27 protein-coding genes are annotated in these 24940 nt (G+C 71.8%); 12 read left to right on the top strand and 15 right to left on the bottom strand.

What is annotated here, in order from left to right:
- The first annotated feature begins 121 nt into the window (after positions 1–121).
- The 3 genes from HYV93_22315 (at position 122) to HYV93_22305 (ending at position 1808) form a co-directional block, all read left to right on the top strand.
- Positions 122–1036: an amidohydrolase gene (locus HYV93_22315; GenBank protein MBI2528705.1), complete on the top strand. Its 915-nt coding sequence runs from the start codon at positions 122–124 to the stop codon at positions 1034–1036.
- Between the two features lie 80 nt (positions 1037–1116).
- A complete protein-coding gene (locus HYV93_22310; GenBank protein MBI2528704.1) occupies positions 1117–1377 on the top strand; it encodes an antitoxin in 261 nt (86 codons plus the stop codon).
- Positions 1374–1808, top strand: coding sequence for a type II toxin-antitoxin system VapC family toxin (locus tag HYV93_22305; GenBank protein ID MBI2528703.1), 435 nt, complete (start codon positions 1374–1376; stop codon positions 1806–1808). Before HYV93_22310 ends, HYV93_22305 begins: the two co-directional genes overlap by 4 nt.
- Before the next feature lie 16 nt (positions 1809–1824).
- Here HYV93_22305 and HYV93_22300 read toward each other — a convergent pair whose 3' ends face one another.
- The 9 genes from HYV93_22300 to HYV93_22260 form a co-directional block, all read right to left on the bottom strand.
- Entirely contained in the window at positions 1825–2397 is a 573-nt protein-coding gene (locus HYV93_22300) for a DNA-3-methyladenine glycosylase 2 family protein (protein MBI2528702.1), read from the bottom strand.
- Positions 2398–2521: 124 nt separating this feature from the next.
- Positions 2522–3235 (bottom strand): SCO1664 family protein, encoded by a 714-nt coding sequence (locus tag HYV93_22295; protein ID MBI2528701.1) that lies wholly within the window; start codon positions 3233–3235, stop codon positions 2522–2524.
- Positions 3232–3756: a DUF3090 family protein gene (locus HYV93_22290; GenBank protein ID MBI2528700.1), complete on the bottom strand. Its 525-nt coding sequence runs from the start codon at positions 3754–3756 to the stop codon at positions 3232–3234. The genes HYV93_22295 and HYV93_22290 overlap by 4 nt, the downstream gene beginning before the upstream one ends.
- Positions 3756–4382 carry a histidine phosphatase family protein gene (locus tag HYV93_22285; GenBank protein ID MBI2528699.1) on the bottom strand — a complete coding sequence of 209 codons (627 nt, stop codon included), beginning with the start codon at positions 4380–4382 and terminating at the stop codon, positions 3756–3758. Before HYV93_22285 ends, HYV93_22290 begins: the two co-directional genes overlap by 1 nt.
- Positions 4379–6691: a xanthine dehydrogenase family protein gene (locus HYV93_22280; protein ID MBI2528698.1), complete on the bottom strand. Its 2313-nt coding sequence runs from the start codon at positions 6689–6691 to the stop codon at positions 4379–4381. The genes HYV93_22285 and HYV93_22280 overlap by 4 nt, the downstream gene beginning before the upstream one ends.
- A 55-nt stretch (positions 6692–6746) precedes the next feature.
- Positions 6747–8249 (bottom strand): tripartite tricarboxylate transporter permease, encoded by a 1503-nt coding sequence (locus HYV93_22275; protein MBI2528697.1) that lies wholly within the window; start codon positions 8247–8249, stop codon positions 6747–6749.
- Positions 8250–8729: a tripartite tricarboxylate transporter TctB family protein gene (locus HYV93_22270; GenBank protein MBI2528696.1), complete on the bottom strand. Its 480-nt coding sequence runs from the start codon at positions 8727–8729 to the stop codon at positions 8250–8252.
- Between the two features lie 20 nt (positions 8730–8749).
- Positions 8750–9553, bottom strand: coding sequence for an SDR family oxidoreductase (locus HYV93_22265; protein MBI2528695.1), 804 nt, complete (start codon positions 9551–9553; stop codon positions 8750–8752).
- A gap of 37 nt (positions 9554–9590) precedes the next feature.
- Positions 9591–10583 (bottom strand): tripartite tricarboxylate transporter substrate binding protein, encoded by a 993-nt coding sequence (locus tag HYV93_22260; protein MBI2528694.1) that lies wholly within the window; start codon positions 10581–10583, stop codon positions 9591–9593.
- A gap of 260 nt (positions 10584–10843) precedes the next feature.
- On the opposite strand from HYV93_22260, the gene HYV93_22255 reads away from it, so the two are divergent.
- From HYV93_22255 to HYV93_22235, 5 genes are all read left to right on the top strand, one after another.
- A complete protein-coding gene (locus HYV93_22255) occupies positions 10844–10993 on the top strand; it encodes a hypothetical protein (GenBank protein ID MBI2528693.1) in 150 nt (49 codons plus the stop codon).
- Positions 10990–11730 carry an NAD-dependent deacylase gene (locus HYV93_22250; protein MBI2528692.1) on the top strand — a complete coding sequence of 247 codons (741 nt, stop codon included), beginning with the start codon at positions 10990–10992 and terminating at the stop codon, positions 11728–11730. The genes HYV93_22255 and HYV93_22250 overlap by 4 nt, the downstream gene beginning before the upstream one ends.
- Positions 11727–12689 (top strand): D-2-hydroxyacid dehydrogenase, encoded by a 963-nt coding sequence (locus HYV93_22245; GenBank protein MBI2528691.1) that lies wholly within the window; start codon positions 11727–11729, stop codon positions 12687–12689. The genes HYV93_22250 and HYV93_22245 overlap by 4 nt, the downstream gene beginning before the upstream one ends.
- A gap of 63 nt (positions 12690–12752) precedes the next feature.
- On the top strand, positions 12753–13526 hold the full coding sequence (locus tag HYV93_22240; protein ID MBI2528690.1) for an enoyl-CoA hydratase/isomerase family protein: 774 nt from the start codon (positions 12753–12755) through the stop codon (positions 13524–13526).
- 19 nt (positions 13527–13545) lie between these two features.
- The gene (locus HYV93_22235; GenBank protein ID MBI2528689.1) at positions 13546–14421 is read left to right on the top strand and encodes a CoA ester lyase; all 876 of its coding nucleotides are present in this window, start codon (positions 13546–13548) and stop codon (positions 14419–14421) included.
- On the opposite strand, the gene HYV93_22230 is transcribed toward HYV93_22235, so the two are convergent.
- On the bottom strand, positions 14413–15222 hold the full coding sequence (locus HYV93_22230) for an SDR family oxidoreductase (protein ID MBI2528688.1): 810 nt from the start codon (positions 15220–15222) through the stop codon (positions 14413–14415). The two genes, HYV93_22235 and HYV93_22230, sit on opposite strands and share 9 nt — an antisense overlap.
- A 1-nt stretch (position 15223) precedes the next feature.
- Positions 15224–15997, bottom strand: coding sequence for an enoyl-CoA hydratase/isomerase family protein (locus HYV93_22225; protein ID MBI2528687.1), 774 nt, complete (start codon positions 15995–15997; stop codon positions 15224–15226).
- Between the two features lie 152 nt (positions 15998–16149).
- On the opposite strand from HYV93_22225, the gene HYV93_22220 reads away from it, so the two are divergent.
- Positions 16150–16563: a RidA family protein gene (locus HYV93_22220; protein MBI2528686.1), complete on the top strand. Its 414-nt coding sequence runs from the start codon at positions 16150–16152 to the stop codon at positions 16561–16563.
- Positions 16564–16712: 149 nt separating this feature from the next.
- On the opposite strand, the gene HYV93_22215 is transcribed toward HYV93_22220, so the two are convergent.
- Positions 16713–17687 (bottom strand): ABC transporter substrate-binding protein, encoded by a 975-nt coding sequence (locus HYV93_22215; GenBank protein MBI2528685.1) that lies wholly within the window; start codon positions 17685–17687, stop codon positions 16713–16715.
- A gap of 635 nt (positions 17688–18322) precedes the next feature.
- The gene (locus tag HYV93_22210) at positions 18323–19123 is read right to left on the bottom strand and encodes a transposase (GenBank protein ID MBI2528684.1); all 801 of its coding nucleotides are present in this window, start codon (positions 19121–19123) and stop codon (positions 18323–18325) included.
- 479 nt (positions 19124–19602) lie between these two features.
- On the opposite strand from HYV93_22210, the gene HYV93_22205 reads away from it, so the two are divergent.
- The 3 genes from HYV93_22205 to HYV93_22195 all read left to right on the top strand — a co-directional run bounded on the left by HYV93_22205 (position 19603) and on the right by HYV93_22195 (position 22536).
- Complete coding sequence (locus HYV93_22205; protein MBI2528683.1) at positions 19603–19767, top strand: hypothetical protein; 165 nt, start codon at positions 19603–19605, stop codon at positions 19765–19767.
- Between the two features lie 57 nt (positions 19768–19824).
- Complete coding sequence (locus HYV93_22200; protein MBI2528682.1) at positions 19825–21243, top strand: hydroxymethylglutaryl-CoA synthase family protein; 1419 nt, start codon at positions 19825–19827, stop codon at positions 21241–21243.
- Positions 21244–21336: 93 nt separating this feature from the next.
- Complete coding sequence (locus tag HYV93_22195; protein ID MBI2528681.1) at positions 21337–22536, top strand: acetyl-CoA acetyltransferase; 1200 nt, start codon at positions 21337–21339, stop codon at positions 22534–22536.
- 36 nt (positions 22537–22572) lie between these two features.
- Here HYV93_22195 and HYV93_22190 read toward each other — a convergent pair whose 3' ends face one another.
- Positions 22573–22992 carry a cobalamin B12-binding domain-containing protein gene (locus tag HYV93_22190; protein ID MBI2528680.1) on the bottom strand — a complete coding sequence of 140 codons (420 nt, stop codon included), beginning with the start codon at positions 22990–22992 and terminating at the stop codon, positions 22573–22575.
- A 14-nt stretch (positions 22993–23006) separates the two neighbouring features.
- Entirely contained in the window at positions 23007–24686 is a 1680-nt protein-coding gene (locus HYV93_22185) for a methylmalonyl-CoA mutase (protein ID MBI2528679.1), read from the bottom strand.
- Positions 24687–24940: the final 254 nt, after the last annotated feature.

Here is a 24940-nt window from a genome sequence, read left to right as displayed (position 1 = left end):
GCGCTGTCCGGCAAACGCAGGATCGCGCCTTGACGCATCGTCCTGCAGAGGGGTAGGGTCGTGCCGGGCGAACCCGGCCCGGTGACGAGCGCGACGCCTCTCCTGACGGAGAAGAGAGCCCATGCGGGACTACCCGATCATCGACACCCACACGCACACGTTCCCGACGCGAGAGGTCGGCCGGCAGGCCATCCAGGCGCTCCCCCACCCGGGCGCCTCCGGGGTCGTCGAGGATCTCCTGCCGGACCTGGCCGCCGCCGGGTTCGCCCGTGCCGTCATGCTGAACTTCACCCCGACCGGGGAGATGCGGGAGGACAACCTCGTCCGTGGGGCGAAGGGCACCGCGCCGGCGCAGTGGGGCGCGCTCGAGGAGCAGGTCCGCCAGAGCATCGTGGGGCGGGTCCAGCGGCGCAACGCATGGACCCTGCAGGTCGCGCGGGACCACGCGCGGCTGGTGCCCTTCATCGGGATCGATCCGCGCATGGGCGAGGACGGGATGCTCGCCGAGCTCGAGACATGTGTCGGGGCCGGGGCGCGCGGCGTCAAGTTCCACTGCTCGACGCAGCGATCGTACCCGAGCGACCCGGGTCTCTGGGCCGTGTACGGGCGTGCCGAGGAGCTCGGCCTGCCCGTCGTCTTCCACAGCGGGTGGCATCCCCTGGGATGTCACCTCAGCGACTACTCGCGACCGGCGCGGTTTGCGGGAATCGCCGAGCGCTTTCCACGGCTGCCCGTCGTCCTGGCGCACATCGGTCTCGGATGGCAGGAGGAGGCGGGCGCGCTCGCCCAGAGATACCCCAACGTCTATTTCGACACCTGCCTGGCGATCACCGGGACCTGGAGCCCCCCGCCGCTCTCCGACGGCGAGATCGTGAGCCTGCTGCGGCTGGTCGGGCTGGACCGCGTGATGTTCGCCTCGGACTGGCCGCTCTGCGTGCCGCTGAAGGAGCGCCAGCGGGCGGAATCGCTCCCCCTGTCGGACGCCGAGCGGCGGCTGCTCTTCTACGAGAACGCCCAGCGCATCCTGCGGATCTGACGGGGGCGCGCGGCCCGGCGCGGGGTGGCGACGCCCGAGAGGCATCATGACAGCATTCGCACGTATGCTATGATGCGCTCATGCGAACGACGGTGACGCTGGACCCGGACGTCACAGCCAAGCTCAAGAAGGTGGCTCGCGAGCGCGGGATCTCGTTCAAGCAGGCCCTGAACCAGGCCGTGCGCGCCGGCCTGGGGCCGGGGCGCGCGCGGCGCCGACGGTTCCGCCAGCACACCCAGCCCATGGGGCTGCGCGCCGGTGTCTCGGTGGACAAAGCCCTCCAGCTCGCCGCCGCGCTGGAGGACGACGAGGCCATCCGGGAGCTCGAGCTGCGCAAGTGAGGCTCGTCGACGCCAACCTGCTGCTCTATGCGGTCGACGCTCACTCCCCCCGTCACCGCGAGGCCCGGGTCTGGCTCGAGGGGCAGCTGAGCGGATCCGAGACGATCGCGTTCAGTTGGGGCGTCCTGCTTGCATTCCTGCGCCTGAGCACGAACCCGCGTGTCTTCACCCGGCCGCTCGCCGGGGAGCGCGCCTTCGATGTCGTCGAGGCGTGGCTCGCACAACCCTGTGCGACCGTGGTGCATCCCGGGGATCGGCACGCGAGCCTGCTGCGCCGGCTGCTCGCGTCCAGCGGAATGGCCGGCAACCTGGTCACCGACGCGCACCTCGCGGCCCTCGCGATCGAGCACGGCGCCGAGCTCTGCTCCTGCGATACCGACTTCGCGCGCTTCGCCGGGCTGCGGTGGGTGGATCCGCTGAGGTCCGGATAGACGCCTCGGCAGGGCGTCAGCGACAGAACGGAATCTCGTCCAGCTCGTTGGCCCGCCACAGGTACCAGCTCGCCATGGTGCGGAACGGGCGCCAGCGTTCCGAGTGCGCGAGGAGCGCTCTCGGCTCCGGGAGCTTCCGCTTCCGGAAGGCGCGCGCGTAGCCCTTGCGGAGGCCGTAGTCGGTGGCGGGCATCACGTCGGGGCGCCCGAGGCGGAAGATCAGCATCATCTCCACCGTCCAGCGTCCGATCCCGCGCACCGCCGTCAGCCGCTCGACGATCTCCTCGTCTGCCATCCGGCCGAGCTCCCGGATCGTCGGCACGGTGCCGTCGAGCGTCTTCCCGGCCAGGTCCTTGAGCGCCTCCGTCTTGGCGCGCGAGAGCCCCGCGGCCCGCAGGCGCGCGTCGTCCGTGTCCAGCACCGTGCGGGGGGCGAGCGTCCTGGCGGGCGCGTAGATCGCCTTCACCCGCCCGAAGATGGTCGCCGCCGCCTTGCCGGTGAGCTGCTGGTAGACGATGGACTCCGCGAGCGAGGCGAACGGGTCGGAGATCGCGTCCGGCTCCAGCCGGAAGCGGCCGGCCGCGCGCATCAGCGCGCCCAGCTCCGCGTCCGCCCGTGCCAGCGCCCGCCGCGCCACCACGGGATCGAACCCGAGGCCCCCGCCCACCCCGGAGAACAGCCTGCTGCGCCCCGAGCTCTTCGTCACGACGGTCCTAGACGAGCGGCCACGGGTAGTCGCGGCCGCCTGATTGTGCGGGGAAGCGGCCCTCGGCGATGAGGGTCCGCCCGCGGGCGAGGAGCGCCTCCTGCTCGGCCGGCGCCAGCAGCACGGCCAGCGGCGGCCGCAGCTCCGCGTCCACGAGGCGCCCCACGTCCCCGAGGATCGCCGGGGGCACGGGCTGGCCGGCGAAGTCCCAGATCACGGTGCGGAGCTTGGGCTCCGCCGAGAAGCAGAGGCCGTTGTCGATGGCGTGGATGGCGCCGTCCGGACCCAGCAGGCAGTGGCCGCTCTTCCGGTCGGCGTTGTTGGCGAGCAGATCGAAGGCGCAGATCAGTCTCAGCCGGGGGTGGTGTTCCGCCCGCTCGACCAGGGTGAAGTAGTGCTGCTCGAAGTCGGCCGGGACGAAGAGCTGGAGCGATCCTGCGCCAAAGGGCCCCTCGCGCTCCACCGTGAGAGGCACCAGCCCCCAGCCGAGCGCCTCGGAGAGGTGGTAGGCCGCGATCTCCCGCTTGAAGAGGCCCGGCGGGAAGTCCCACAGGGGTCGCTCGCCGCGCTCGGGCTTGTAGACAGCCGAGGCCGTCTCCCCCTCGAGCGTCAGCTCCACCAGGAAGGTCGCGTTGCTGCTCCACGGCAGCCGGCCCTTGACCGTGATGCCGCCGCGGGTGAGGAGATCGAGCGCCGTCGGCCCTGCCGACACGCGGCTCACCTCACGACATGCCCGTTGCTGCGAGGACAGACGTGGCCCTCGGGCCCCATGGGCTGGCTGCACATGGGACAGAGGGGCCGGCCCGCCCGGATCAGGGCGCGGGCCTGGGCCACGAAGGCCGCGGCCTGGGCACGCGTGATGTGGAAGCGCGCCACCGCCGGCTCGCCCGCGCCCCGCTCCTCGCCCTGTCCCTCGCCCTCCTCCTCGAGGAGCTCCGTCGCCTCCACCAGGATCCGTTGGCGCGCCTCGTCGTAGCCCACGGCCAGCGAGGCGATCGCCCAGGCGGGGTCCGCGGGCTCCAGCAGATCGAGGTCCGCGGGCGCGGCTCCGGCCGCGCCCGGCTTCCGGACGAGCAGGCCGGCCAGGTAGTCGGCCAGGCTGCGGACCTGCTCCTTCTCGCTCTTGAGCGTGACGAGGCGCGACTGCTGGCGGGCCTGCACGTAGAAGACGCGCTCGCCCGGAGCCCCTGTCGTGCCGGCCGTGAAGTGATCGGGCGCGTCGAGCTCGAAGGACTCGCCCATCAGCCGCCGAGCCCCCCGAGCTCGCCGTCGGACGAGTTCACGGTGAGCACGACTGGCCCCTCGGGGCGGAAGGCGATGGCCGTGACGGAGGCCGGCGCGACGACGATCCGGTTGAAGAGATCCAGGGGCACGCCGAGGGCATGGGCCACCGCGGCCTTGATGGGATCGCCGTGGGACACGGCGACCACCGTCTCGCCCGGGTGGCGCTCGCAGAGGCGCTCGAGCGCCGCGACGACGCGGGCCTGCATCTCGGGAAAGAACTCGCCATCGGGGAAGCGGAAGCCGCTCGGATGCCGCAGCACGTTCGTCCATTCCCGCTTCCGGCGGGCGCGCGCGATGGACAGCCCCGTCCACCGGCCGATCTGGACCTCGTTGAGCCCAGGCTCGACACGCGCCGGCACATGGCAGGCCCGCGCGATGGCCTCCGCCGTCTCGCGCGCCCGCTCCAGGGGCGAGGTGTACACGGCCGTGACGCCGCCCAGCCGGGCGATGCGGGCGCTCGCCGCCTCGGCCTGACGCCGCCCCGCCTCGGCGAGGTGCAGGCCCGGCGCCCGACCGGGGAGCTTGCGTCCCGTCGTCGGCGTGAGCCCGTGGCGCACGAGCAGGACCAGGGTCGCCCCCTTCATCGCCGCGGCGTCCGCGCTCCCGAGAGCAGGGCGAAGAGCCGCGCGGGGGTCACCGGGACCTCGAGGATCCGCACGCCGAGCTCCGCCACCGCATCCTCCACCGCGTTGGCGATGGCCGCGGCGCCGGGGATGGCGCCCGACTCCCCCACCCCCTTGATGCCGAGCTCGTTGATGGTGGACGGGTGCTCGGTGAGCGCCACCTCCAGCCAGGGCAGCTCGTCGGCCCTGGGGATGGCGTAGTCCATGAGGCTGCCGCTGAGGAGCTGCCCGTCCGCGTCGTACACCACCTCTTCCATGAGCCCGGCGGCGATGCCCTGGGCGGCGCCGCCCTGGAGCTGTCCCTCCACGATGGCCGGGTGGATGGCGCGGCCTGGATCGTGGACGACGGCGTAGGCGAGGAGGCGGACGGCGCACGTCTCCACGTCCACCTCGACGGCGCAGGCGTGGGTGCCGAAGGCCCACGTCACCGTGTCCGGGTAGAAGTACGTGCAGGCGTTGAGGCCCGGCTCGCCCATCCGGGCCAGCGCCTTCGACCTGACGGCGGCCTGGGCCACGCGCCCGAGGGAGAGCGTGCGGTCGGGCAGGCCCGCCACGTGCACCCGGCCCTCGGCGATCCGGATGTCCGCTGGCGCGCACTCGAGCAGCTCCGCGGCCACGCGCGCGGCGCGCTCCCGCACCTCGCGCGCCGTCCGCGCGACAGCGGGCCCGGCATTGGCCGCGACGCGGCTGCCGCCCGTGCCCATGCCATAGGGGAAGCGCGCGGTGTCCCCGGCCTGGACCACGACGTCATCGAACGCCGCGCCCAGCGCCGAGGCCGCGATCTGGGCCAGCGTCGTGGCATGCCCCTGCCCCTGTGCCGCCACGCCCACGACGACATAGACCGTGCCGCTGGGATCCACGCGCACCGTCGCGCCCTCGAAGGGGCCGAGCCCCGTGCCCTGCGCGTAACAGGCGAGCCCCACGCCGAGGCGCCTCGGGCCGGGTCCCTGCGCCCGCTGCCGCTCGCGCCAGTCGTCGTAGCCGAGGAGGCCCAGCGCGCGCTCGAAGGCCGCCGGGAAATCCCCCGGATCGTAGACGACGGGCACGCCGTCCTTGTAGGTGAGACCCGGGCGGTACGGCATCTCCTCGGGCCGCACCAGGTTCCTGCGCCTGAGCTCCGCCGGGTCGAGTCCGAGCCGGCGGGCGCCGAGATCCATGAGCCGCTCCATGACGAAGACGGCCTCGGGGCGCCCCGCCGCGCGGTAGGCCGCGTTCAGCGCCTTGGTGGTGACGACGCTCACGCCCTCGGCGCGATAATTAGGCACGCGATACGGCCCGGGCAGGTGGTTGACGGTGTTGGCGGTGAGGCCCGTGCCCGACACCGGGTAGGCGCCCACGTCGGCGAGGAACGAGTCCTCGAGGGCGGCGATCCCTCCGTCGCGCGCGAAGCCCATTCGCGCGTCGTGGGCGTGCTCGCGGTCGTGGCCCAGGCTCTGGAAGTCCTCGCGCCGGCTCTCCACCCACTTGACCGGCCGGCGAAGCCTCCAGGCCGCGACGGCCACCAGCACCTCGTCCGGATACACCTGGCCCTTGGGACCGAAGGCGCCGCCCACGTCGGGCACGACGACCCGCACCTGCTCTGCCGGCAGCTCGAGGACCGAGGCGATGGCCTCCCGCAGGCTGTAGGGATTCTGGATGGAGGCCCACACCGTGAGCGGGCCGCTGTCTCCGTCCCGGTCGGCCAGGGCGCCCCGGGTCTCGATGGGCACCGCGGCGAGCCGCGGGTGGCGGAAGCACCCCTCGACCACGACATCGGCTGTGGCCATGGAGCGCGCGGCATCGCCCACCGCCCCACGCACCTCGAGCGCGCGGTTGTCCGGCCAGCCATCATGGAGCCGCGTGCCCGATGCGAGCGCGGCCTCCGCGGTCGCGAGCGGCGGCAGCGTCTCGTACTCCACGCTCACAGCCTCCATGGCGTCGGCCAGGAGCGCGGGGTGCTCGGCCACGACCACCGCCACGGGCTCGCCCACGTAGCGGACCCGGTCGCGGGCCAGGAGCGGCACGGCGAAGGGGCGGTCGCGGTGGACGCTGCCGCCGAAGGTCAGGACCGGGCGCGCGGCCTCCGGCAGATCGGCGGCGGTCCAGACGGCGAGCACGCCGGGCGCCGCCATCGCGGCCGCCACCTCGACCCCGACGAGGCGCGCATGCGCATGGAGGCTCCGCACCACGCCGAGGTAGCACATCCCATCGCGCCGGAGGTCATCGAGGAAGCGGCCTGCGCCCACGAGGAGGCGCTGGTCCTCCTTGCGGGGCGGCGAGACACCGATCATGGAAGCAGAGTGTACGCGGGGGTGACGCTCCGGAAAACCCGAAATTCCGTGGCGGCTACGCCACGGGGCTGGGCCCGGCGGTCCCGAGACGCCGGACCAGCGGGACCAGCGCCAGGAGCAGCAACCCCCCGGCCAGGCCGAGGAGCGAGGCCGCCAGCGGGCGCTGGAGAAAGATGACGTAGCTGCCACCCGACAGGATGAGCGACTGCCGCAGCGACATCTCGAAGATCGGCGCCAGCACGAGGCCGATGACGAGGGGCGCCGGCTCGTAGTCGAGCTTGCGGAGCGCCCAGCCCGCAAGGCCCATCACCGCCATGATCCAGACCTCGACGACGCTGCCGTTGACGGCGTAGACGCCGAGGACGCAGAAGGCGACGATCAACGGGTAGAGGATGCGATACGGGATGCGCAGGAGGGTGGCGAACAGGCCGACCAGGGGGAGGTTCAGGATCAGGAGCACCAGGTTGCCCACGTACATGCTGGCGATGAATCCCCAGAACACCCCGGGATGCTCACGCAGGAGCATGGGGCCCGGCGTCACCCCGTGGATCATCATGGCCGCCATCATGATCGCCATGATGGCGTTCGACGGGACCCCCAGCGCGAGCATGGGCGCGAAGGCGGCTTCGGCAGCGGCGTTGTTCGCCGCCTCGGGCCCCGCCACCCCCTCGATGGCTCCCTGCCCGAACCGCTCCGGGTGCCTGGACAGCCGGCGCTCGAGCGCGTAGGACGCGAAGCTGGCGATGATGTGGGCGGGCCCCGGAACGGCGCCGATCAGGAAGCCCACGACGGTTCCCCGGGCGATGGGGCCGGCAGAGGCGCGCCACTCCTCCGCCGAGGGAGGCAGGTCGCGGAGGCGGGCCGCGAAGGCCTTCGGCGGCAGCTTCCGCCCCGCGGTCGCCAGGATCTCTGCCAGACCGAACAGGCCGACAGCGACCGGTACCACGCCGATGCCGTCCCCGAGCTCGGCGACGCCGTAGGTGAAGCGCTGGTGGCCGCTCAGGTCGATCCCGATCGTTCCCAGGATCAGGCCCAGGGCCGCCATGAGCAGGGCCTTGAGCATCGACCCGCCACTCATGTAGCCGATCGCGACGAAGCCGAGGATCAGGAGTGCGGCGTACTCCGGCGGACCGAAGCGGAGGGCCAGGCGCGCGAGCGCCGGCGTGAGGAACATGAGCCCGACCACGGCGAGGGTGCCCGCGACGAACGACCCGACGGCGGCGATCATGAGCGCCGGCCCCGCCCGGCCCTTCTGCGCCATGGCGTAGCCGTCGAGGCAGGTGACCACCGACGCCGCCTCCCCGGGGATCCGGAGCAGGATGGAGGTGGTGGAGCCTCCGTACATCGCCCCGTAGTAGACGCCGCCCAGCAGGATCACGCCCCTGGTCGCGTCGAGCCCGAAGGTGCCAGGCAGGAGGAGGCTCACCGCCGCGATGGGGCCGATGCCCGGGAGCACCCCGACGACGGTGCCGATGACGCACCCGAGGACCGCGTAGAGGGCGTTCCCGGGCTGGAGCGCGACCGACAGGCCGAAGGCCAGGTCGCTGAGCGGCTGCACTCAGAAGCCGAAGGGCCCGTCGGGCAGCAGCACCCCGAGACGCCGGAAGACCCAGTACGAGGCGAGGGCGAATCCCACGGCGATCGAGACCGTGACCGCGGGCCGGCTCCGCTCGACCATGCCGAGGAGGAAGGCGAGCACGACGGCCAGCGTCAGCCGATAGCCGAGCCGCTCGAGCGCGAGCGCGGCGAACCCGCACGCCGAGAGGATCGCCGCCACGTGTCCCGCCTCGCTCCAGTCGAGCGAGCGGAGCCACGGCGAGCGCCGGCCGCAAGCGAGGACCATGAGCGCCAGTCCCAGGAGAAGACCGGCCAGCACCACCGGGAGGAAGGCCGGGCCCGGCCTCCGGAGGGTGCCCAGCGGCAGCGCCCGGCTCTCCCAGAGCACGGCCGTGCCGAACAGGACAAGGAACATCCCGCTGACACGGTCCGTCCTCCCGAAGAACCCGCGGACGACGCGCCACCCGCTCCCCTCGGCCACGGCCCGGCCCCGTCGCCGAGTCAGACCACGCCCGAGGCGCCGCCGTCGACGTTGATCGCGGTGCCGGTGATGTACGCCGCTCGCGCCGAGGCCAGGAAGGCGATCAGGTCCGCGACCTCCTCGGGGCGGCCCATCCGGCCGAGCGGGATCGGGTTGAGGGCGGCCGCCCGCTCGGTCATCACCTGGCGCTCGTACTCCTCGGGGGAGGGCGGGGGTGACAGCAGGCGCCGGCGGCGCTCCCACTGGCCGGACCAGATGAGCCCCACGCACACGGTGTTGACCAGGACGCCGGCCTCCGCCAGCTCCTTCGACAGCGCTTTCGTCAGCGCGATCCCGGCCGCCCGGCTCACGGAGGTCGGAACCGACCGGGCCCGCGGCTGCTTCGCGCCGATGTGCGTCACGTTGACGATGCGCCCGCCGGCATTCCGCCTCATGGCGGGGAGCGCGGCGCGGATGGCCCGGATGGCGCCGAACAGCTTGAGGTCGAGGTCGGCCTGCCACGCTTCGTCGCCCGCGGCCTCGAAGGGGCCGATCGCCTCGCGCCCGGCGTTGTTCACCAGGACGTCGATCCGGCCGAAGCGCTCGAGCGTCTCGCTGACGAAGCGCTCGGGATCGCCGGGCTTCGCGACGTCGGCCACGACGGCGAGCACCTCGGCGCCCGTGGCCGCGCGCACCGCCCCGGCCGCCTCCCGCAGCGTGTCCGCCCGCCGGGCGCAGATCGCGACGCGCACGCCCTCCTCGCCGAGCCGATGCGCCGTGGCGAGCCCGATGCCTTCACTGCCCCCGGTGATGGCGGCCACCTTGCCCTTGAGGCCGAGGTCCACTGGCGATCCCCCCTGAGGCTCGACGGCGGCCGCGAGATTACTCCAGCTTCCCGATCCGCTGGAGCGTCTCCGTAATGAGCTTGACGTCCCGCGCCCAGCGCGCCCCCCACTCGTCCGCGTCCATGTAGGCCACGGTCGTCCCCAGAGTCGTCATCGCCGACTCGAACTCGGGGCTCGCGGCCGCCTGCCTCACCGCGGTGCGGAAGGTGCGCACCACCGCGGGGGGTGTCTCCCGGCGCACGACCATCCCGACCTGCAGGTAGTACTCGAAGTCGCGCCCGAGCTCCCGGAGCGTCGGGACGTCGGGGAGCGCCCGAAGCCGCTTGCTCCCCATCGTCGCCAGCGCGCGCAGCGCCCCCGCCTTGACATGGGCGAGTACCGGGCCCGGCCCGGAGATCATCGTATCCAGGTGGCCGCCCAGCAGGGCGGCGACCGCCGGGCCGGCGCCGTTATAGGGGACGTGCTTGAGGGTGATGCCGGCGGACGCGGCGAACATCTCCATGGGCAGGTGGATGCCCGTGTAGTTCCCGGACGACCCGTAGGTGATCTCGCCGGGCCGGCGCTTGGCGTCGGCCAGCAGCTCGGCGACCGACTTCCACGGCCGGGCCGGGTGGGCGACGAGCACCAGCGGGTCCGCGCTGAGGCGGGCGATGGGCCCGAACTGCTCCACCGTGAACTTCGGCGCCCGGGCGAACAGCGCATCCACCTGCGGGATGATGAAGAAGCCGGGCATCGCGACCATCGGCAGGTAGCCGTCGGCCTTGCTGTTCGCCACGAACTGCGTGCCCACGGCGCTGCCTGCGCCGGGCTTGTTGACCACCACGACCGGCTGCCTGAGCAGGCGCTCCATGACGCGCGCGAGCGGGCGGGCGTGCAGGTCCGCCGCGCCCCCCGGCGGCAAGGGGACGACGATCTGGATGGGCCGCGAGGGGAAGTCGTCCTGCGCGTGGGCATCCTGCAGCGCGATCGGGGCGCCGACGCACACGATGGCCAGCAGCGCCAGGGGCCAGGTCCGCTGAGCTCCTCTCATCGTTCGCTCTCCTCGCGCCCGCGCATCCCTCGGCGCGGGCGCCGTCCTCCGTCATGGCGCGTGGGCGACGTCCGCCCGGCCCGATACTGCCCCGATGCCCGGGTAACGTCAAGGAGCAGGCGCGCGGGCCGGGGCGCATGGCGCAGGGTCGCGCCACGGTGCTACCATGCGGTGCCGGCCCTGCTGGCCCGCCCGGCCCGCCAGGCCCCGGCGTCAACGAGCGCTGCGAGCGTCATCGGCGCCCCAGGGAGACCGCTCTCATGAAAGCCGCGATTCTCTACCAGGCCAACCCGCCCCTTCAGGTGGTCGACGTCGAGCAGGAGGGCCCGCGCGCGGGCGAGGCGCGCGTCCGCGTGATGGCCACCGGGATCTGCCACGCGGCGTCATGGTGTTCGGCTGAGCCCACATGATCGACACGGTCCGAGGCTGGATCGAGGCGGCGCGGCGCATCGTGGCGCTGACGGGCGCGGGCATCTCCACGGACTCCGGCATCCCGGACTTCCGCGGCCCCCAGGGCCTGTGGACCCGCAACCCCGGCGCCGAGAAGCTGGCGACCCTCCAGAACTACCTGGCGGACCCCGATGTGCGCCGGCGGGCCTGGCAGAGCCGGCTCGAGTCCCCCGCCTGGCAGGCGGCGCCCAATGACGGCCATCGCGCCCTCGTGGCGCTCGAGCGCCTCGGCAAGCTCGACACCCTCATCACCCAGAACGTGGATGGGCTCCACCAGCTGGCGGGCTCTTCCCCCGAGCGCGTGGTCGAGATCCACGGGACCCTGCGGGAGGTGGTATGCCTGTCCTGCGGCGCGCGGGCGCCCATGGAGCGGGCGCTGGCCCGGATCAGGGAGGGCGAGGAGGACCCGGCCTGCCGGGCCTGCGGCGGCATCCTCAAGTCGGCGACGATCTCGTTCGGCCAGGCGCTGGTGGAGGCGGACCTCACGCGCGCCCAGCAGGCCGCCCGGCACGCCGACCTGCTGCTCGCTCTCGGCACCAAGCTCTCGGTGTGGCCAATCGCCGGCGTCGTGCCGACGGCGAAGAGCGCGGGGGCGCGGGTGGTCATCGTCAACGGCGAGCCCACCGAGATGGACGAGCTGGCCGACGCCGTGCTCCGCGGCCCGATCAGCCAGATCCTCCCCCGGCTGCTCCCGTGAAGATCCTCTACACGCCCAACCTCATCGTGCCCGCCCTCGGCCCGGGCGACCGCGCGGGCATCCTGGACGCGGCCGGCCCGGGGGCCGTCCTCGTGGAGGCCCGCGAGCCCGAGCGCCAGCGCGCCGAGATCGCGGAGGCCGAGATCCTCTTCGGCCGCGTGCCCCCGGACATCTACCTCCTCGCCCGGCGGCTCCGCTACTACCACTCCATCGGCGCCGGCGTGGACGCCCTCCTCTGCCCCGAGCTGGTGGAGAGCGACGTGATCCTCGCCAGCGAGAAGGGCGGAGTCGGCGTCCACCTGGCGGAGCACGCCTTCGCCCTCCTCCTCGGGCTCACCCGCGGCGTGCACACGGCGCTCCGCGATCCGGACTACCGACTCCGCGAGCCCATCCGGCTTGACCAGCGCGAGCTCTTCGAGCAGACCATGGGCATCGTGGGCTTCGGGGGGACCGGGCGAGCGGTGGCCCGCCGGGCGCTCGGCTTCGGGATGCGCGTGCTGGCCGTGGACATCGAGGAGGTGCCGCCCGAGCCCGGCGTGGAGGCCATCTGGCGTCCTGCCCGCCTGGGGGAGATGCTCGGGCTCTCCGACGTGGTCGTCATCGGCCTGCCGCTCACGAAGGCGACGCACCACCTCTTCACGCGGGATCTCTGCCGGCGCATGCGCCTGGGCGCCATCCTGATCAATGTCACGCGCGGGGAGATCGTCCACGGCGAGGAGCTGATGGCGGCGCTGGCGGAGGGGCTCCTCTGGGGCGCGGGCCTCGACGTCACCGACCCCGAGCCCTTGCCGGCGGGGCACCCGCTCTGGACCCACCCCCGGGTCATCGTGACCCCGCACACCGCCGGCGGCTCCCCGCGCCGCGCCGGCCGCGTCATCGCCTGCTTCTGCGAGAACCTCCGGCGGCGGCGCGACGGGCGGCCGCTCCTGGCCCTCATCGACAAGCGCAAGGGCTACTAGTGCCGGCCCGCGTCGAGCAGCCGAGGCTCGTTTGAGGCGCACGAGAAAAGGGAAGGGGAGACCATGAAGCTGATCTACGAGGTGAAGGACAGGGTGGCCTATGTCACCATCAACCGGCCCGAGGCCATGAACGCCATGGACGCGGAGGTGTACGAGGAGCTCTCGCGCGCGTGGGTGGATGTCCGGGACAACCCGGAGGTGTGGGTGGCCATCGTCACCGGGGCCGGGCAGAAGGCCTTCACGGCGGGAGCCGACCTCAAGTCCTTCATCACCCGCGCGCCGGCGAAGGCGGATTTCTGGCTCACGCAGAAGGACATGCTGCTGAACCGGGGCCTGGAGGTCTGGAAACCGGTGATCGCCGCGGTCAACGGGTACTGCCTGGCCGGTGGGATGACGCTCCTGTTCGGGACGGATATCCGGATCGCGGCGGAGCACGCGGTCTTCGAGATCTCGGAGGTGAAACGAGGGATCCTGCCGGGCAACGGAGGCACCCAGCGGGCGTTGCGACAGCTCCCCTACGCGGTCGCCATGGAGCTGCTCCTCCTGGGGCGGCGCCTCAGTGCCCAGGAGGCCTTGAGCTACGGCCTGATCAACAGGGTCGTCCCCATGGCGGAGCTGATGCCCGCGGCGGAGCAGTGCGCCCGGCAGCTCTGCGAGAACGGCCCGCTGGCCCTGCGCGCGATCAAGGAGCTGGCCATCCGGAGCCAGAGCCTGCCCCTGGACCAGGGGATCCGGCTGGAGCAGTCGTTCCAGGAGTTCCTCCGCACGACGGAAGACGCCAAGGAAGGCCCCCGGGCCTTCGCCGAGAAGCGCAAGCCGGCGTACAAGGCCCGGTGACACGAAAGGACAGGGACCGATGAAACCGTATCGCTCGTCGCTGTTCGTGCCTGGCAATCGGGCGGCCTGGATGGAGAAAGCGATCGCCTACGGGGCGGATTGCCTGATCCTGGATCTCGAGGACTCGGTCCCCGATCAGGAGAAGGTCGCGGCCCGCCCCCTGGTGAAGGCCGCCATCGCCTCGCTCAAGGCCCGGGGGCAGGCCGTCAACGTCCGGATCAACGGCTTCGCCACGGGATTGACCTTCGACGATCTCGAGGGGGTCCTCTGCCCCGAGCTCGACGGGGTCGCGCTGCCGAAAATCGAGACGGTGGCCGACATGAGAGAGCTCGACGCCCTCTTGACTCATCTGGAGAAGCGCCTGGGCATCCCCCCCGGGACGATCGAGACGCCGCTGGGATGCGAGACGGCGGCGGCGATGCGCAACATCTACGAGATCGCCACCTCCTGCCCACGGGTCAGGCGGGTGAGCCTGGCGGCCGGGCCCGGAGGAGACGCCGCGCGGGCCATCGGCTACCTCTGGTCCAAGGACGGCATGGAGACGCTCTACCTCCGCTCCAAGACCGTGCTGGACTGCCGGGCGGCGGGCATCCAGTACCCGACCGTCAGCTCGTGGTGGAACATCAAGGATCTGGAGGGGCTGGAGAAGGATGCCCGCTGGAACCGGCAGCTCGGCTTCCGGGGGCAGACCGTCATGCATCCCTCGCATGTGCCCATCGTCAATCGCGTCTTCACCCCGTCCGCGGACGAGGTCGCCTACTACGAGCGACTGATCCAGGCCATGGAGGAAGCTCGCACGCGGGGGATCGCCGCAGTGACCTACAAGGGCGACATGGTCGACGAGGCCATGGTGAAGACGGCCCGCGAGATGCTCGCGCTGGCCCGCTCAGCGTGACGAGAGATTCCGGGCGGGGCGGTGGAGCGGCGAGACGATGGTGATCCCGCCGTCGATGACGATGGTCTGGCCGGTGAGGAACCCCGCCCCGTCGGACACCAGGTAGGCCACGAGGGCCGCCACGTCCTCGCCGGTGCCGAGCCGCCGCACGGGCGTCCCCTCGATGAGCTCCAGCGCCGCCGGCGAGTACTCGCGCCTGAGCCCCCGCTCGGTGTAGAAGCGGGAGGAGTCCGTCTCGACGAAGCCCGGGCTGACGCCGTTCGCCGTGATGCCGCGCGGCCCGAGCTCCAGCGCCAGCGTCCGCACCAGGCTTTCCACCGCAGCCTTGGCGGCGCCCAGCGCCCCGTGGCCGGCCATCGACTGGTGGCTGTCGATGCCGGAGATGGCCACGATGCGGCCTGGCCGGCCCTCCATGAGCGGCACCGCCGCCTGCACGGCGGCGACGAAGGAATCCACCGAGATGGCGAAGGTGCGGCGGAGGTTGTGCTCCTTCTGGTCGAGCATGGGCCGGAAGGCCGTGGCCGCCGCGTTGGCGACCAGGATGTCCACGCGGCCGAAGGTCTCGCGGATGCGCTGGAAGACCGGGCCCACCTGCGCCGGCTCGCGGAGGTCGAGCGGGAGTGCCAGCGCCCGGCGCCCCCGCGCCTGGATCTGGCCCGCCACCTCTTGCGCCTGCTCCGCGCTCTGGCGGTAGATCAGCGCGCAGTCGGCGCCGTCCTCGGCGAGGCGCAGCGCAATGGCGCGCCCCATCCCCCGCGAGGCGCCGGTGACCACGGCAACCCGCCCGGAGAGCGGCGGCATCTCACTCCCCTCGGAACACCGGCGGCCGCTTCTCCAGCATGGCGCGAACGCCTTCCACGGCGTCCTGGCTCTTTCGCGCCCGCCGGGCCAGCTCGTCGAGATCACCGTGCTCGACGCGCGAGCTGGCCGCCACGGCACGCAGCGTCGTGGCCTTGAGCCCCTGCAGCGACAGCGGGGCGTGGGCGGCGATGGCTCGCGCCATGGCGTAGACGGCCCCATGGAGCTTCTCGGCACGGACCACCCGGTGGACCATGCCCATCTCGCGGGCCCGCTGCGCGTCCACGGGCTCGCCCATCAGCAGGATCTCCCGCGTGAAGGCCGGCCCCACGACCTCCACCAGCTTCTGACCCAGCGGGAAGGGCACGACGAGCCCGAGCCGCGCCAGCGGCATGGCGAAGCGCGCGGCCGTCGCCGCCACGCGCAGATCGCAGTGCAGCGCCAGCTCGCAGCCGCCCGCGACGGCGTCGCCCTGGACCATGGCGATTGTGGGGTGGCGGCTCCGCTCGATCTCCTGGAAGACCTCGGTCACGCGCCGCTCCGGATCCTTCTCCTCGCCCAGCCGCTGACCGAGCTCCCGCAGGTCCATGCCGGCGCAGAAGACGGGGCCCTCGCCGCGGATGACGACAACGCGCACGTCCGGGGCCTGCTCGAGCCGCGCGAAGATCGTGGAGAGTCCCTCGACCACGGCCATGTTGAGCGCGTTGCGCTTGGCCGGGCGGTCGAGGGTGACGGTCGCGATGCGATCCTGGACGGAACAGTGGACCTCGTCTGCCATGGGTTCCTCCCCGGGCGAGCGCCCGGCGCGCTGGGATCGGCGGCGGCGCATCCGCGCCACCGGGAGCCTATCCCGGTGGAAGCGGAGCGTCAAGGACGACCGGCGCTGCGCTATGATCGGGGCCGCGACAACACCCAGCCCGGGAGGGGACCATGGCAGACGCCTTCGACGCACCCGGCACCGCGAAGCCCTTCGGCATCTTCTCCAGCGCCGCCTGGCAGCCCGAGGGCAAGGTGCTGCACGTCGCCGGACAGGTGGCCCAGGACGCCGCCGGCGCCCTGGTCGGCAAGGACGACATCCGCGCCCAGACCCGGCAGGTGCTCGAGAACCTCCGCACGGTCCTCGCCGCCGCCGGCGGGACCCTGGACGACGTGGCGCGGGTCACCGTGTACGTCACTGACATGAGCGGGCTCGCGCAGATCCACGAGGTCCGCGGCCAGTACTTCCGGCGCCCCTATCCCGCCAGCACCCTGGTCGAGGTCAAGCGCCTGGTCAAGCCCGAGTACCTCATCGAGATCGACGCCGTCGCCGTGATCCCGGCGGACCGGGTGAAGCGGCCGGCGTGACGGCCGATTGATTGTCGCCGGCGCCCCCCGCTAATAAGCCCTCATCAAGGGCCGAGGCGATACGAGGCGACGCCAGCGCAATGATCATGGATGACCTCCTACGAAAATCGGTTCAACCAAGATGATTTGAGCGCCGAACTTCCTTGCGGTCATTCGATCACTTCATCGGCGCGCAGCAGCAGCCCGCGCGGGATCGTCAGTCCTATTGCTTTCGCGGTCCTGAGGTTGATGATCAATTCGAACTTGACCGGCTGCTCCACAGGAAGCTCACCGGGTCTCGCTCCCTTCAATATCTTGTCGACGTAGCTCGCCGCGCGCCGGCAGAGGTCGGCGTAGTTGGAGCCGTAACTCATCAGCCCGCCCGAAACGACGTATTCCCTGGATCGGTAGATGGCGGGGAGCCGGTGTTTTTCCGCCAGGCCGACGATCGTGGTCCGGTTGGTGAAGAACATAGGATTCTCGATGACCAGCAGCGCATCGGCCCGCCGCTTGAGCGCTTCGGCAAACGCCGACTCGAAGTCCCCGGGACGCTTCGCCTCGACCGGCAAAAGATCCTTCCCGAACGTCCGCGCGGCGCGCTCTGTTTCCTGCAGCTCCGCGCCCACACCCGGGAATCCCATGGCATAGAGGACCGCCGGCCGGGAAGTCTTCGGAAACGCCTCACGCAGGAGTTCGACGCGCTTGGCGGCGAGATCAGGGCTTTGGCTCGTCAGCCCGGTCATGTTTCCCCCGGGCCGCGCAAGGCTGGCGGCGAACCCGTCGCCGACCGGATCGGGCGCCAAGGCGAACACGATCGGCGCCCGGAGGCCGGCCTTCCTTGCAGCGTTGGATGCCAGCGCAGACGGCGCAAACAGCGCATCCACCCTGAGATTCGCAAGCTCCTGCGCGAGGGCAGGCAGCCGGTTCAACTGGCCCTCGGCGTAGCGCACTTCGAGGATGATGTTCTTGCCCTCGGTGTAACCAAGCTCGGTCAGGCCCCGCGCAAAGGCATCCGTCAGGTGGCCAGCCGTGGCCGTGGACCCGTTTTGGAGCACCCCCACCCGAGGAATCTTCGCGGGCGTCTGCGCCTCGGCGCCCAATGCGAGCAGCGATGCGCAAACCAAGAGCAGGAGGATCGTTTTCACTTCGCTTATTCCAGGCATGAAAGGCATGAGCGGTCTACAGGGGAGCCTACTTTCGAATGTCCGCGAGCCGCTTCGAGCCAGAATGATTACTTCCGGTATTCCCATTCCAACCATGGCCGTCCTCGACGCCTTGCGCTTGGGTGTCGCATCAATGAACGAACCCTCGATCCTGAAATCGGCCAACAAATAAGGTCTCATCCGCCGTGCCACGCGCGCAGTCTCATCGGTCCAGGGGGGTGCACGGCGGATAGGACCAGTTGGACTGAACCGCAGTGCTCCCACCGCTATGGGGATTCTAGCCCTGTCGTGCGCAGCGGGGAAGTCGCTTGAGGACTGGCCGGATGGCCCGACGTGGGTACCCGGACGGGATTCCGCTAGGTCCGGCCGGCCATGGCGGCGCGTGTGGAGCAGGCGGGTGGCGGATTGGGCGGGAGCGGAGGGGACGGGGAGTCGGGGATCCTGATCGGGATCAGGTGAGCCGGGGGCGGGCCATGGCCGGGGGGCCGGGCTCACGAGCTGTCCCAGATCGGCGCGAGGCGAGCGGGGCGCGCCGCCGACGGCAGGATGGCCGTGCTGCACGCGCCCCTGCTGGCACACGGGACAGCGGTCGATGTCGATGCCGGTCAGCCGCAGCATCAGAGCGTGCACCGACTCGACCGGGCGGGCGGGGCAGCGGGCTGGGCCAGGACCTGTCGGCACTGGGCGAGCTTGGCCGTGCGGGTGCGGTTGGCGAGGAGGCCGAAGTGGCGGATGCGGACGAAGCCCTCGGGGACGATATGGAGGAGGAAGCGGCGGATGAACTCCGCCGCCGCCAGCTCCATCACCTTCACGCGATCGCCGTCGGCGTAGTCCTTCCAGCGGAAGCCGACGCGACCGTCGGCGAGGCTGACGATGCGCTCGTTGGAGAGCGCGACACGATGGGTGTAACGACCCAGGTACTCGAGGACCTGCTCGGGGCCGGCGAAGGGGCGTTTGGCGTACACGACCCAGTCGGGCTGGCGGAGCTGGCGGAGCCACTCAGCGAAGGCACGGGGGTCGGCGAGAGGGACAGTCGATCCGGCGAAAATGAGCTTGCCGGCGTGGAACGCGCGCCGGAGCGCGTCGAGGTACTTGCCACGAAAGACCTGGGCGAGGGCGCGGACGGGGAAGAGAAAGCCGGGCGGGGCGGAAAGCCAGTGCGCGCCGTCGGGGGCGAGGGCGCCCCCCGTGACGACGCAGTGCAGGTGGAGGTGTTGAGACAGATTCTGCCCCCACGTGTGGAGGATCGCGGTGACGCCGAGATCGCCACCGAGATAATGGGGATCGCGGCCGAAGGTGGTGAGCGTGTCGGCGGCGGCGCGGAAGAGCAGGGTGTAGAGGAGCCGGGGGGTCCCCTGGGCGAGGGCGTTGAGGGGATGCGGGAGGGTGAAGACGAGATGGAAGTACTCGACGGGCAACAGCTCCGCGCGCCGGGCGGCGAGTCAGCGCTCTTTCGCCAGAGTTTGGCATTTGGGACAGCCGGTCCCAGCGCGATCTCCAGCTCCCCGGCGGCGCCGGGCGCCGGCCGCGCCGGCGCGAGCTGGATCGGCACGAAGGTCGGGGGGATGGGCCGCGGCGCGGCCGCCGTCTCCCGCGCGAACGTCCACCGCCAGAACCCGAGCGTGCCTTTGCGCAGGCCCCGCTGCCGGGAGAACGCCGCCAGGCTCAGCCCGCTCCCCTGGTGCGCCGCCACCAGCGCCCGCCAGTACGCTCGCCGTGACCCCGGGGCCGCCGGGGCCGTCGCCGCCCTCGTTCGAGACTTCGCCGCTGCCATAGATCACCTCCAGGGAATGAGCTACGACGACTATCGTGCGGCGCTACGGCCTCGGCGTGAAGGTGGGGTTCACCGGACGCTTACCTGGACGACGTGGCGCGGGTCACCGTGTACGTCACCGACATGAGCGGGCTCGCGCAGATCCACGAGGTCCGCGGCCAGTACTTCCGGCGCCCCTATCCCGCCAGCACCCTGGTCGAGGTCAAGCGCCTCGTCAAGGCCGAGTACCTCATCGAGATCGACGCCGTCGCGGTGGTCCCGGCGGACCGGGTCAAGCGGCCGGCGTGACGACAGCGTGACGACCGATTGACTGTCGCCGGCGCCCCCTGCTAACGTGGCGGAGCCATGAACGGCATCGTCGCCTACGGCGCCTACGTCCCGTACTTCCGCCTCGACCGCACGGCGATGGCCGCCGCGCTCGGCCAGCCGGGCGGCAAGGGCACCCGCGCCGTCGCCTCCTACGACGAGGACACGACCTCCATGGGCGTGGAGGCTGCGCGGGCGGCGCTGCGGGCAGCGCCCCGGGTGCGGCCGGCCGCCCTCTACTTCGCCACCGCCGCGCCAGGTTACCTCGACAAGACCAATGCCACGGCGATCCACGCGGCGCTCGGCCTCGATCTCACCGCGCCGGCCTGGGACATGCTGGGGGCGGTGCGCTCGGGCGCAGGCGCGCTGCGCGCGGCGCTCGACGCCGGGCGGCTGACGCTGGCCGTGTGCGCCGACATCCGCACGGGACTGCCCGGCGGCGCCGACGAGCGCGAGGGCGGAGATGCGGCGGTGGCCTTCCTCTGCGGCGAGGGCTCCGCCGAGGCGCCGCTCCTGGCCGAGCCCGTCGCCTGGGCCCATGCCACGGCCGAGTTCCTCGATCGCTGGCGGCCGCCGGGTGCCACCGCCTCCCGCCAGTGGGAGGAGCGCTTCGGCGAGCACGCCTACGTGCCGCTGGGCGAGGCAGCCGTGACCGAGGCGCTCAAGCAGGCCGGTGTCACGGCGCAGGCGCTGGACCGGCTCATCGTCGCCGGGCCGCATGCCCGGGCCTGCAAGCGGGTCGCCGCGGCGGTGGGGGCGAAGCCGGCGGCGGTGGCCGACGACCTCTCCGCGACGGTGGGCAACACGGGGACGGCGCACGCGGGGCTCTTGCTGGCGGATACCCTCGACGGCGCCGCGCCCGATCAGCTCCTCGCGGTGGTCTCGCTGGCCGACGGCTGCGACGTGACGATCTGGCGCACCACTGCCGCGCTCTCCACGCGCCGCGCGCCGGGGACGGTGGCGCAGCAGGTCGCCGGGGGCGCCGCGGTCCCCTACGCGGCCTTCCTCACCTGGCGCGGCTTCCTCGACCGCGAGCCGCCGCGCCGGCCCGATCCCGAGCGCCCGGCGGCGCCGCCGTCCTTCCGCGGCGGGGCGTGGAAGTTCGCCTTCACGGGCAGCCGCTGCCAGGCCTGTGGGGCCCGGCACGTGCCGCCCCAGCGCATCTGTCTCAAGTGCCACGCCGTGGACCGGATGGCGCCCGAGCGGCTCAGCGATGTGCCGGCCGTCATCGCCACCTTCACGGTGGACCGGCTGGCCTACTCGCTGTCGCCGCCCGTCGTGGCCGCGGTGATCGACTTCGAGGGCGGCGGCCGCTTCCAGTGCGAGCTGACCGACGTGGACCCCGCCGCGGTCGCCATCGGCACCCGAGTGGAGATGACCTTCCGGCGGCTCTTCACGGCCGGCGGCGTCCACAACTACTTCTGGAAGGCGCGTCCTCTCCGCGCCAGCAGCAGCTGAGGCCGCGCGAAGAGAATCAAGCAACGCGAATATCCGGCGGGGGCGGGCGTGGCGACAGCCCGGGTGCCCGCCCCAGGTGAAGGAGATCTGACCATGGCGAGCAACGGCATCCGCGACCGCGTGGCGATCATCGGCATGGGCTGCACGCCCTTCGGCGAGCACTGGGACAAGAGCGTCGACGATCTCCTCGTGGAGGCGGCCACCGGCGCCCTGAACTCCGCCGGCGTCCCCATCGACGCGATCGACGCCTTCTGGCTCGGCACGCTCTTCTCCGGCCAGAGCGGGCTCACGCTCTCCCGCCCGCTCAAGATCGACTACAAGCCGGTGAGCCGGCTCGAGAACTTCTGCGCCACGGGCTCCGAGGCCTTCCGCAACGCCTCCTACGCCGTCGCCTGCGGCGCCTACGACATGGCCATGGCCATCGGCGTCGAGAAGCTGAAGGACTCGGGGTTCTCCGGGCTGCCCGGGCTCGCCGCCCCCGCCGACGGCACCCAGGCCGGCATCACCGCGCCGGCCATGTTCAGCCTGCTGGCCCCGGCCTACGCCAAGAAGTACGGGATCGACGAGGCCCTCCTCAAGGACGTCATGACCCGCATCGCCTGGAAGAACCACAAGAACGGGGCGCTCAACCCGCGGGCCCAGTTCAGGAAAGAGGTCGCGAAGGAGGTCATCGCCTGCTCGCCACGCGTGGCAGGGCCGCTGGGCATCTTCGACTGCTCTGGCGTGAGCGACGGCGCGGCCGCCGCGGTGATCGTCCGGGCCGAGGATGCCCACAGGTACACCGACAAGCCGCTCTTCGTGAAGGCCCTGTCCTTCATCGCGGGCCCCGCCGCCGGGCCCATCGATCCCGACTACGACTACACCACCTTCCCCGAGGTGGCGGCCTCCGCCGTCGACGCCTACCGCCAGGCGGGCATCAAGGACCCGCGCGCCGAGCTGGCCATGGCCGAGGTCCACGATTGCTTCACCCCCACCGAGCTGACCCTCATGGAAGACCTCGCCTTCGCCCCGCGCGGGACGGCGTGGAAGGAGGTGCTCGCGGGCACCTTCGACCTCGACGGCGAGCTGGCGGTGAACCCCGACGGCGGGCTCAAGTCCTTCGGCCACCCCATCGGCGCCTCGGGCCTGCGCATGCTCTTCGAGGCCTGGCTGCAGCTCCGCGGCGAGGCCGGCCCGCGCCAGATCCCGAGCGTCGCCCGCGGCAGGAAGCTCGCCATGACCCACAACCTCGGCGGCGCCCCCGGCGAGTGCGTGTCCTTCGTCAGCATCGTGGGGTCCGAGCGCAGCGCCTGAGAGCCGGGGGCGCGCGACCCCGGCGAGGGCTCCGCGCTAGGCCTTCTTCGCCCGGCTGCTCACGCGCTGGACGATGTGGCTGACGATCTCCTCCATCGGGGTCCCCATGCCGTAGTTCCCGGTGACCCCCATGGCCTCGAGGGCAGGCTTTTCTTCCTCCGGGATGATGCCCCCCGCCACGACGCAGATGTCCGGCGCCCCCTGCCGCTCGAGCTCCGCCATGATGTCCCGCCCGATGAGCCGCATGACACCGCAGTGGTCGCTGAGCGCGATGACGTCGACGCCCTCCTGGATGGCGGCGGAGACGACCTCCTCCGCCGTCATGACCTTGCCGAGGAAGATCACCTCCATGCCGGCGTTCCGGAGCCCCCGAGACAGGACGAGAATGCCCCGATCGTGGGGATCGAACCCGACCTTGCCGATCAGCACGCGGACCCTGGCTTCGCTCTGGACCATGGGCGCCGCCCTCCCTACACGAGTGCCAGACAGTCAGGGGCCGCGATGCGCTCGTAGGGGTCGAAGCACAGGCCGTGGGCCATCCGGATCGTCCCCACCATCTCGCCCAGGGTCGCATAGGCCTTGGTCGCCTCGACCGCCGCCCGGACCACGTTGCGCTGCTCCCGCACGGCCTCCGCCAGGTCGCGCAGGCGCCGCCTGACGGCCTCTCCGTCGCGCGCCTCCCGGAGCTGCCGCACCCGGTCGATGGCGCCGAAGCGCTTGTCGTCCGGCGGGACCTTGTACGCCCCGTCGACGACGGCGCGGCTGATGGCCCCGTCCGGGCCGCGGAACGAGTTGGCGCCGACGATCAGGCGCTTGCCGTCGTTGATCTCGCCCTGGACCTCCGTCGTCGTCCGGTCGAACTGCTGGCGCAGCCACCCGGACTCCAGGCACTTCCACATGCCGCCGAGGCGATCGATCTCCTCCAGCAGCCGGGTCGCCTCGGTCTCCAGCCTGGTGGTGAGCCACTCCACGTAGTAGGAGCCGCCCAGCGGATCGGCGGTGAGAGGGACGTTCCCCTCGTGGGCGATGATGTGCTGGAGATCGAGCTCGAAGATGCGGGATTCCTCCGATGGCAGGCCGAAGGTCTCGTCGATCCCCGACGGGTCGATGGCCTGCACGCCGCCCAGCACGGCCGCCAAGACCTGCAGCGTGATGCGGGCGGTGTTGTTGAGCGGCTTCTGCGGGTAGATGGAGTTGCCCGCGGTGCGGATGCCGATCCGGCACGACATGCTGCGCGGGGTCGACGCCCCCAGCCGTTCCCTGGCCGCCCGGGCCCACAGCCGCCGCGTGGCCCGGAACTTCGCGATGGTCTCGAAGAAGTCCGACTCCGAGCTCATGGAGAACACCATGGGCCGGAACCCGTCGAAGGGGAGGCCGCGCTCCCGGCTTGCGTCACCATAGTACTGCAGGGCGTTGGCGATCACGAAGGCCATCTCCTGCGGGGACGTGAGCCCGGCGTCCCGCATGTCGTAGCCACACGGCGTGCAGGGGTGCCACCGGGGCGTGTGGCGGATCCCGAATTCGATGAGGTCCAGGTTCACCCGTCGCGCGACGGCCGGCGGGAACTCCGGCGTCCCGTACACGATGAAGGCGTGGATGGGATCGTTGATGTTCGTGCCGCGCAGCTTCGAGATGTCCAAGCCGCGCTTCTCCATCAGCGCGACCAGGAACACGTAGGTGAAGAAGCTGCCGGACGGCGTCGAGTTCGCCGACTCGAGGTCCACGTTCTCCAGTGCGATGCCGTCGAGCATGGTCTCGTACTCGCTCAGCGCAAACGTGGGGCTGCCGTTGCACATGATGTCGTACCGGGCGAGCGGATGGTCGGGATCGACCCCGGAGAGGGTCGAGGTGTCCGTCAGGACACGCAGACCCGTCTGGCCCGCGGCAATGTACTTCTTGAAGGCCCGGTTGGTCTCCTCCGGCGTCGCGTAGCAGACGATCAGGGACTTGAGCCAGAGGTTCCGGCGGTACATCTCGGGGTAGAGGCCGCGGGTGAAGGGAGGCGCGCCAGGGTTGCCCAGGTCCCGATCGTAGTCGAGCCCGTCGACGTCCGCCGGGCCGTACACGGGCTTGATGGGGATGTTGCTCTGGGTCTTGTCTCTCACGAGGCGGCCGAAGTGTCGGTCGTAGTGAACGGTGTCGGGCTCCATGGCGGTCACCTCTCTCTGTCCAGATCCGTCGGCACGGCGCGCGGTCGACCCCCGCCGGGACGTGGAGGCCGGGTATCCTCAGGGGCGTCCTCGCACGGCCGGCGCAACGCCGGCGCCTCGCCGGGACGGCCGTCGGCGAATGCGGTATCGTGTCCGGCGACGGTGGTGCGCGGGCTGGCCATGGCGGACCCCCACTGGGGTTACGTCGGAGTTAACTTACTGAACCGGCGCGTTCACAGTAGTACGGAGGGCGG

It is taken from the genome of Candidatus Rokuibacteriota bacterium, from assembly GCA_016188005.1.
In the GTDB taxonomy this organism is placed as follows: Bacteria; Methylomirabilota; Methylomirabilia; order Rokubacteriales; family CSP1-6; genus UBA12499.
This window is presented reverse-complemented; position numbering and strand designations above follow the sequence as displayed.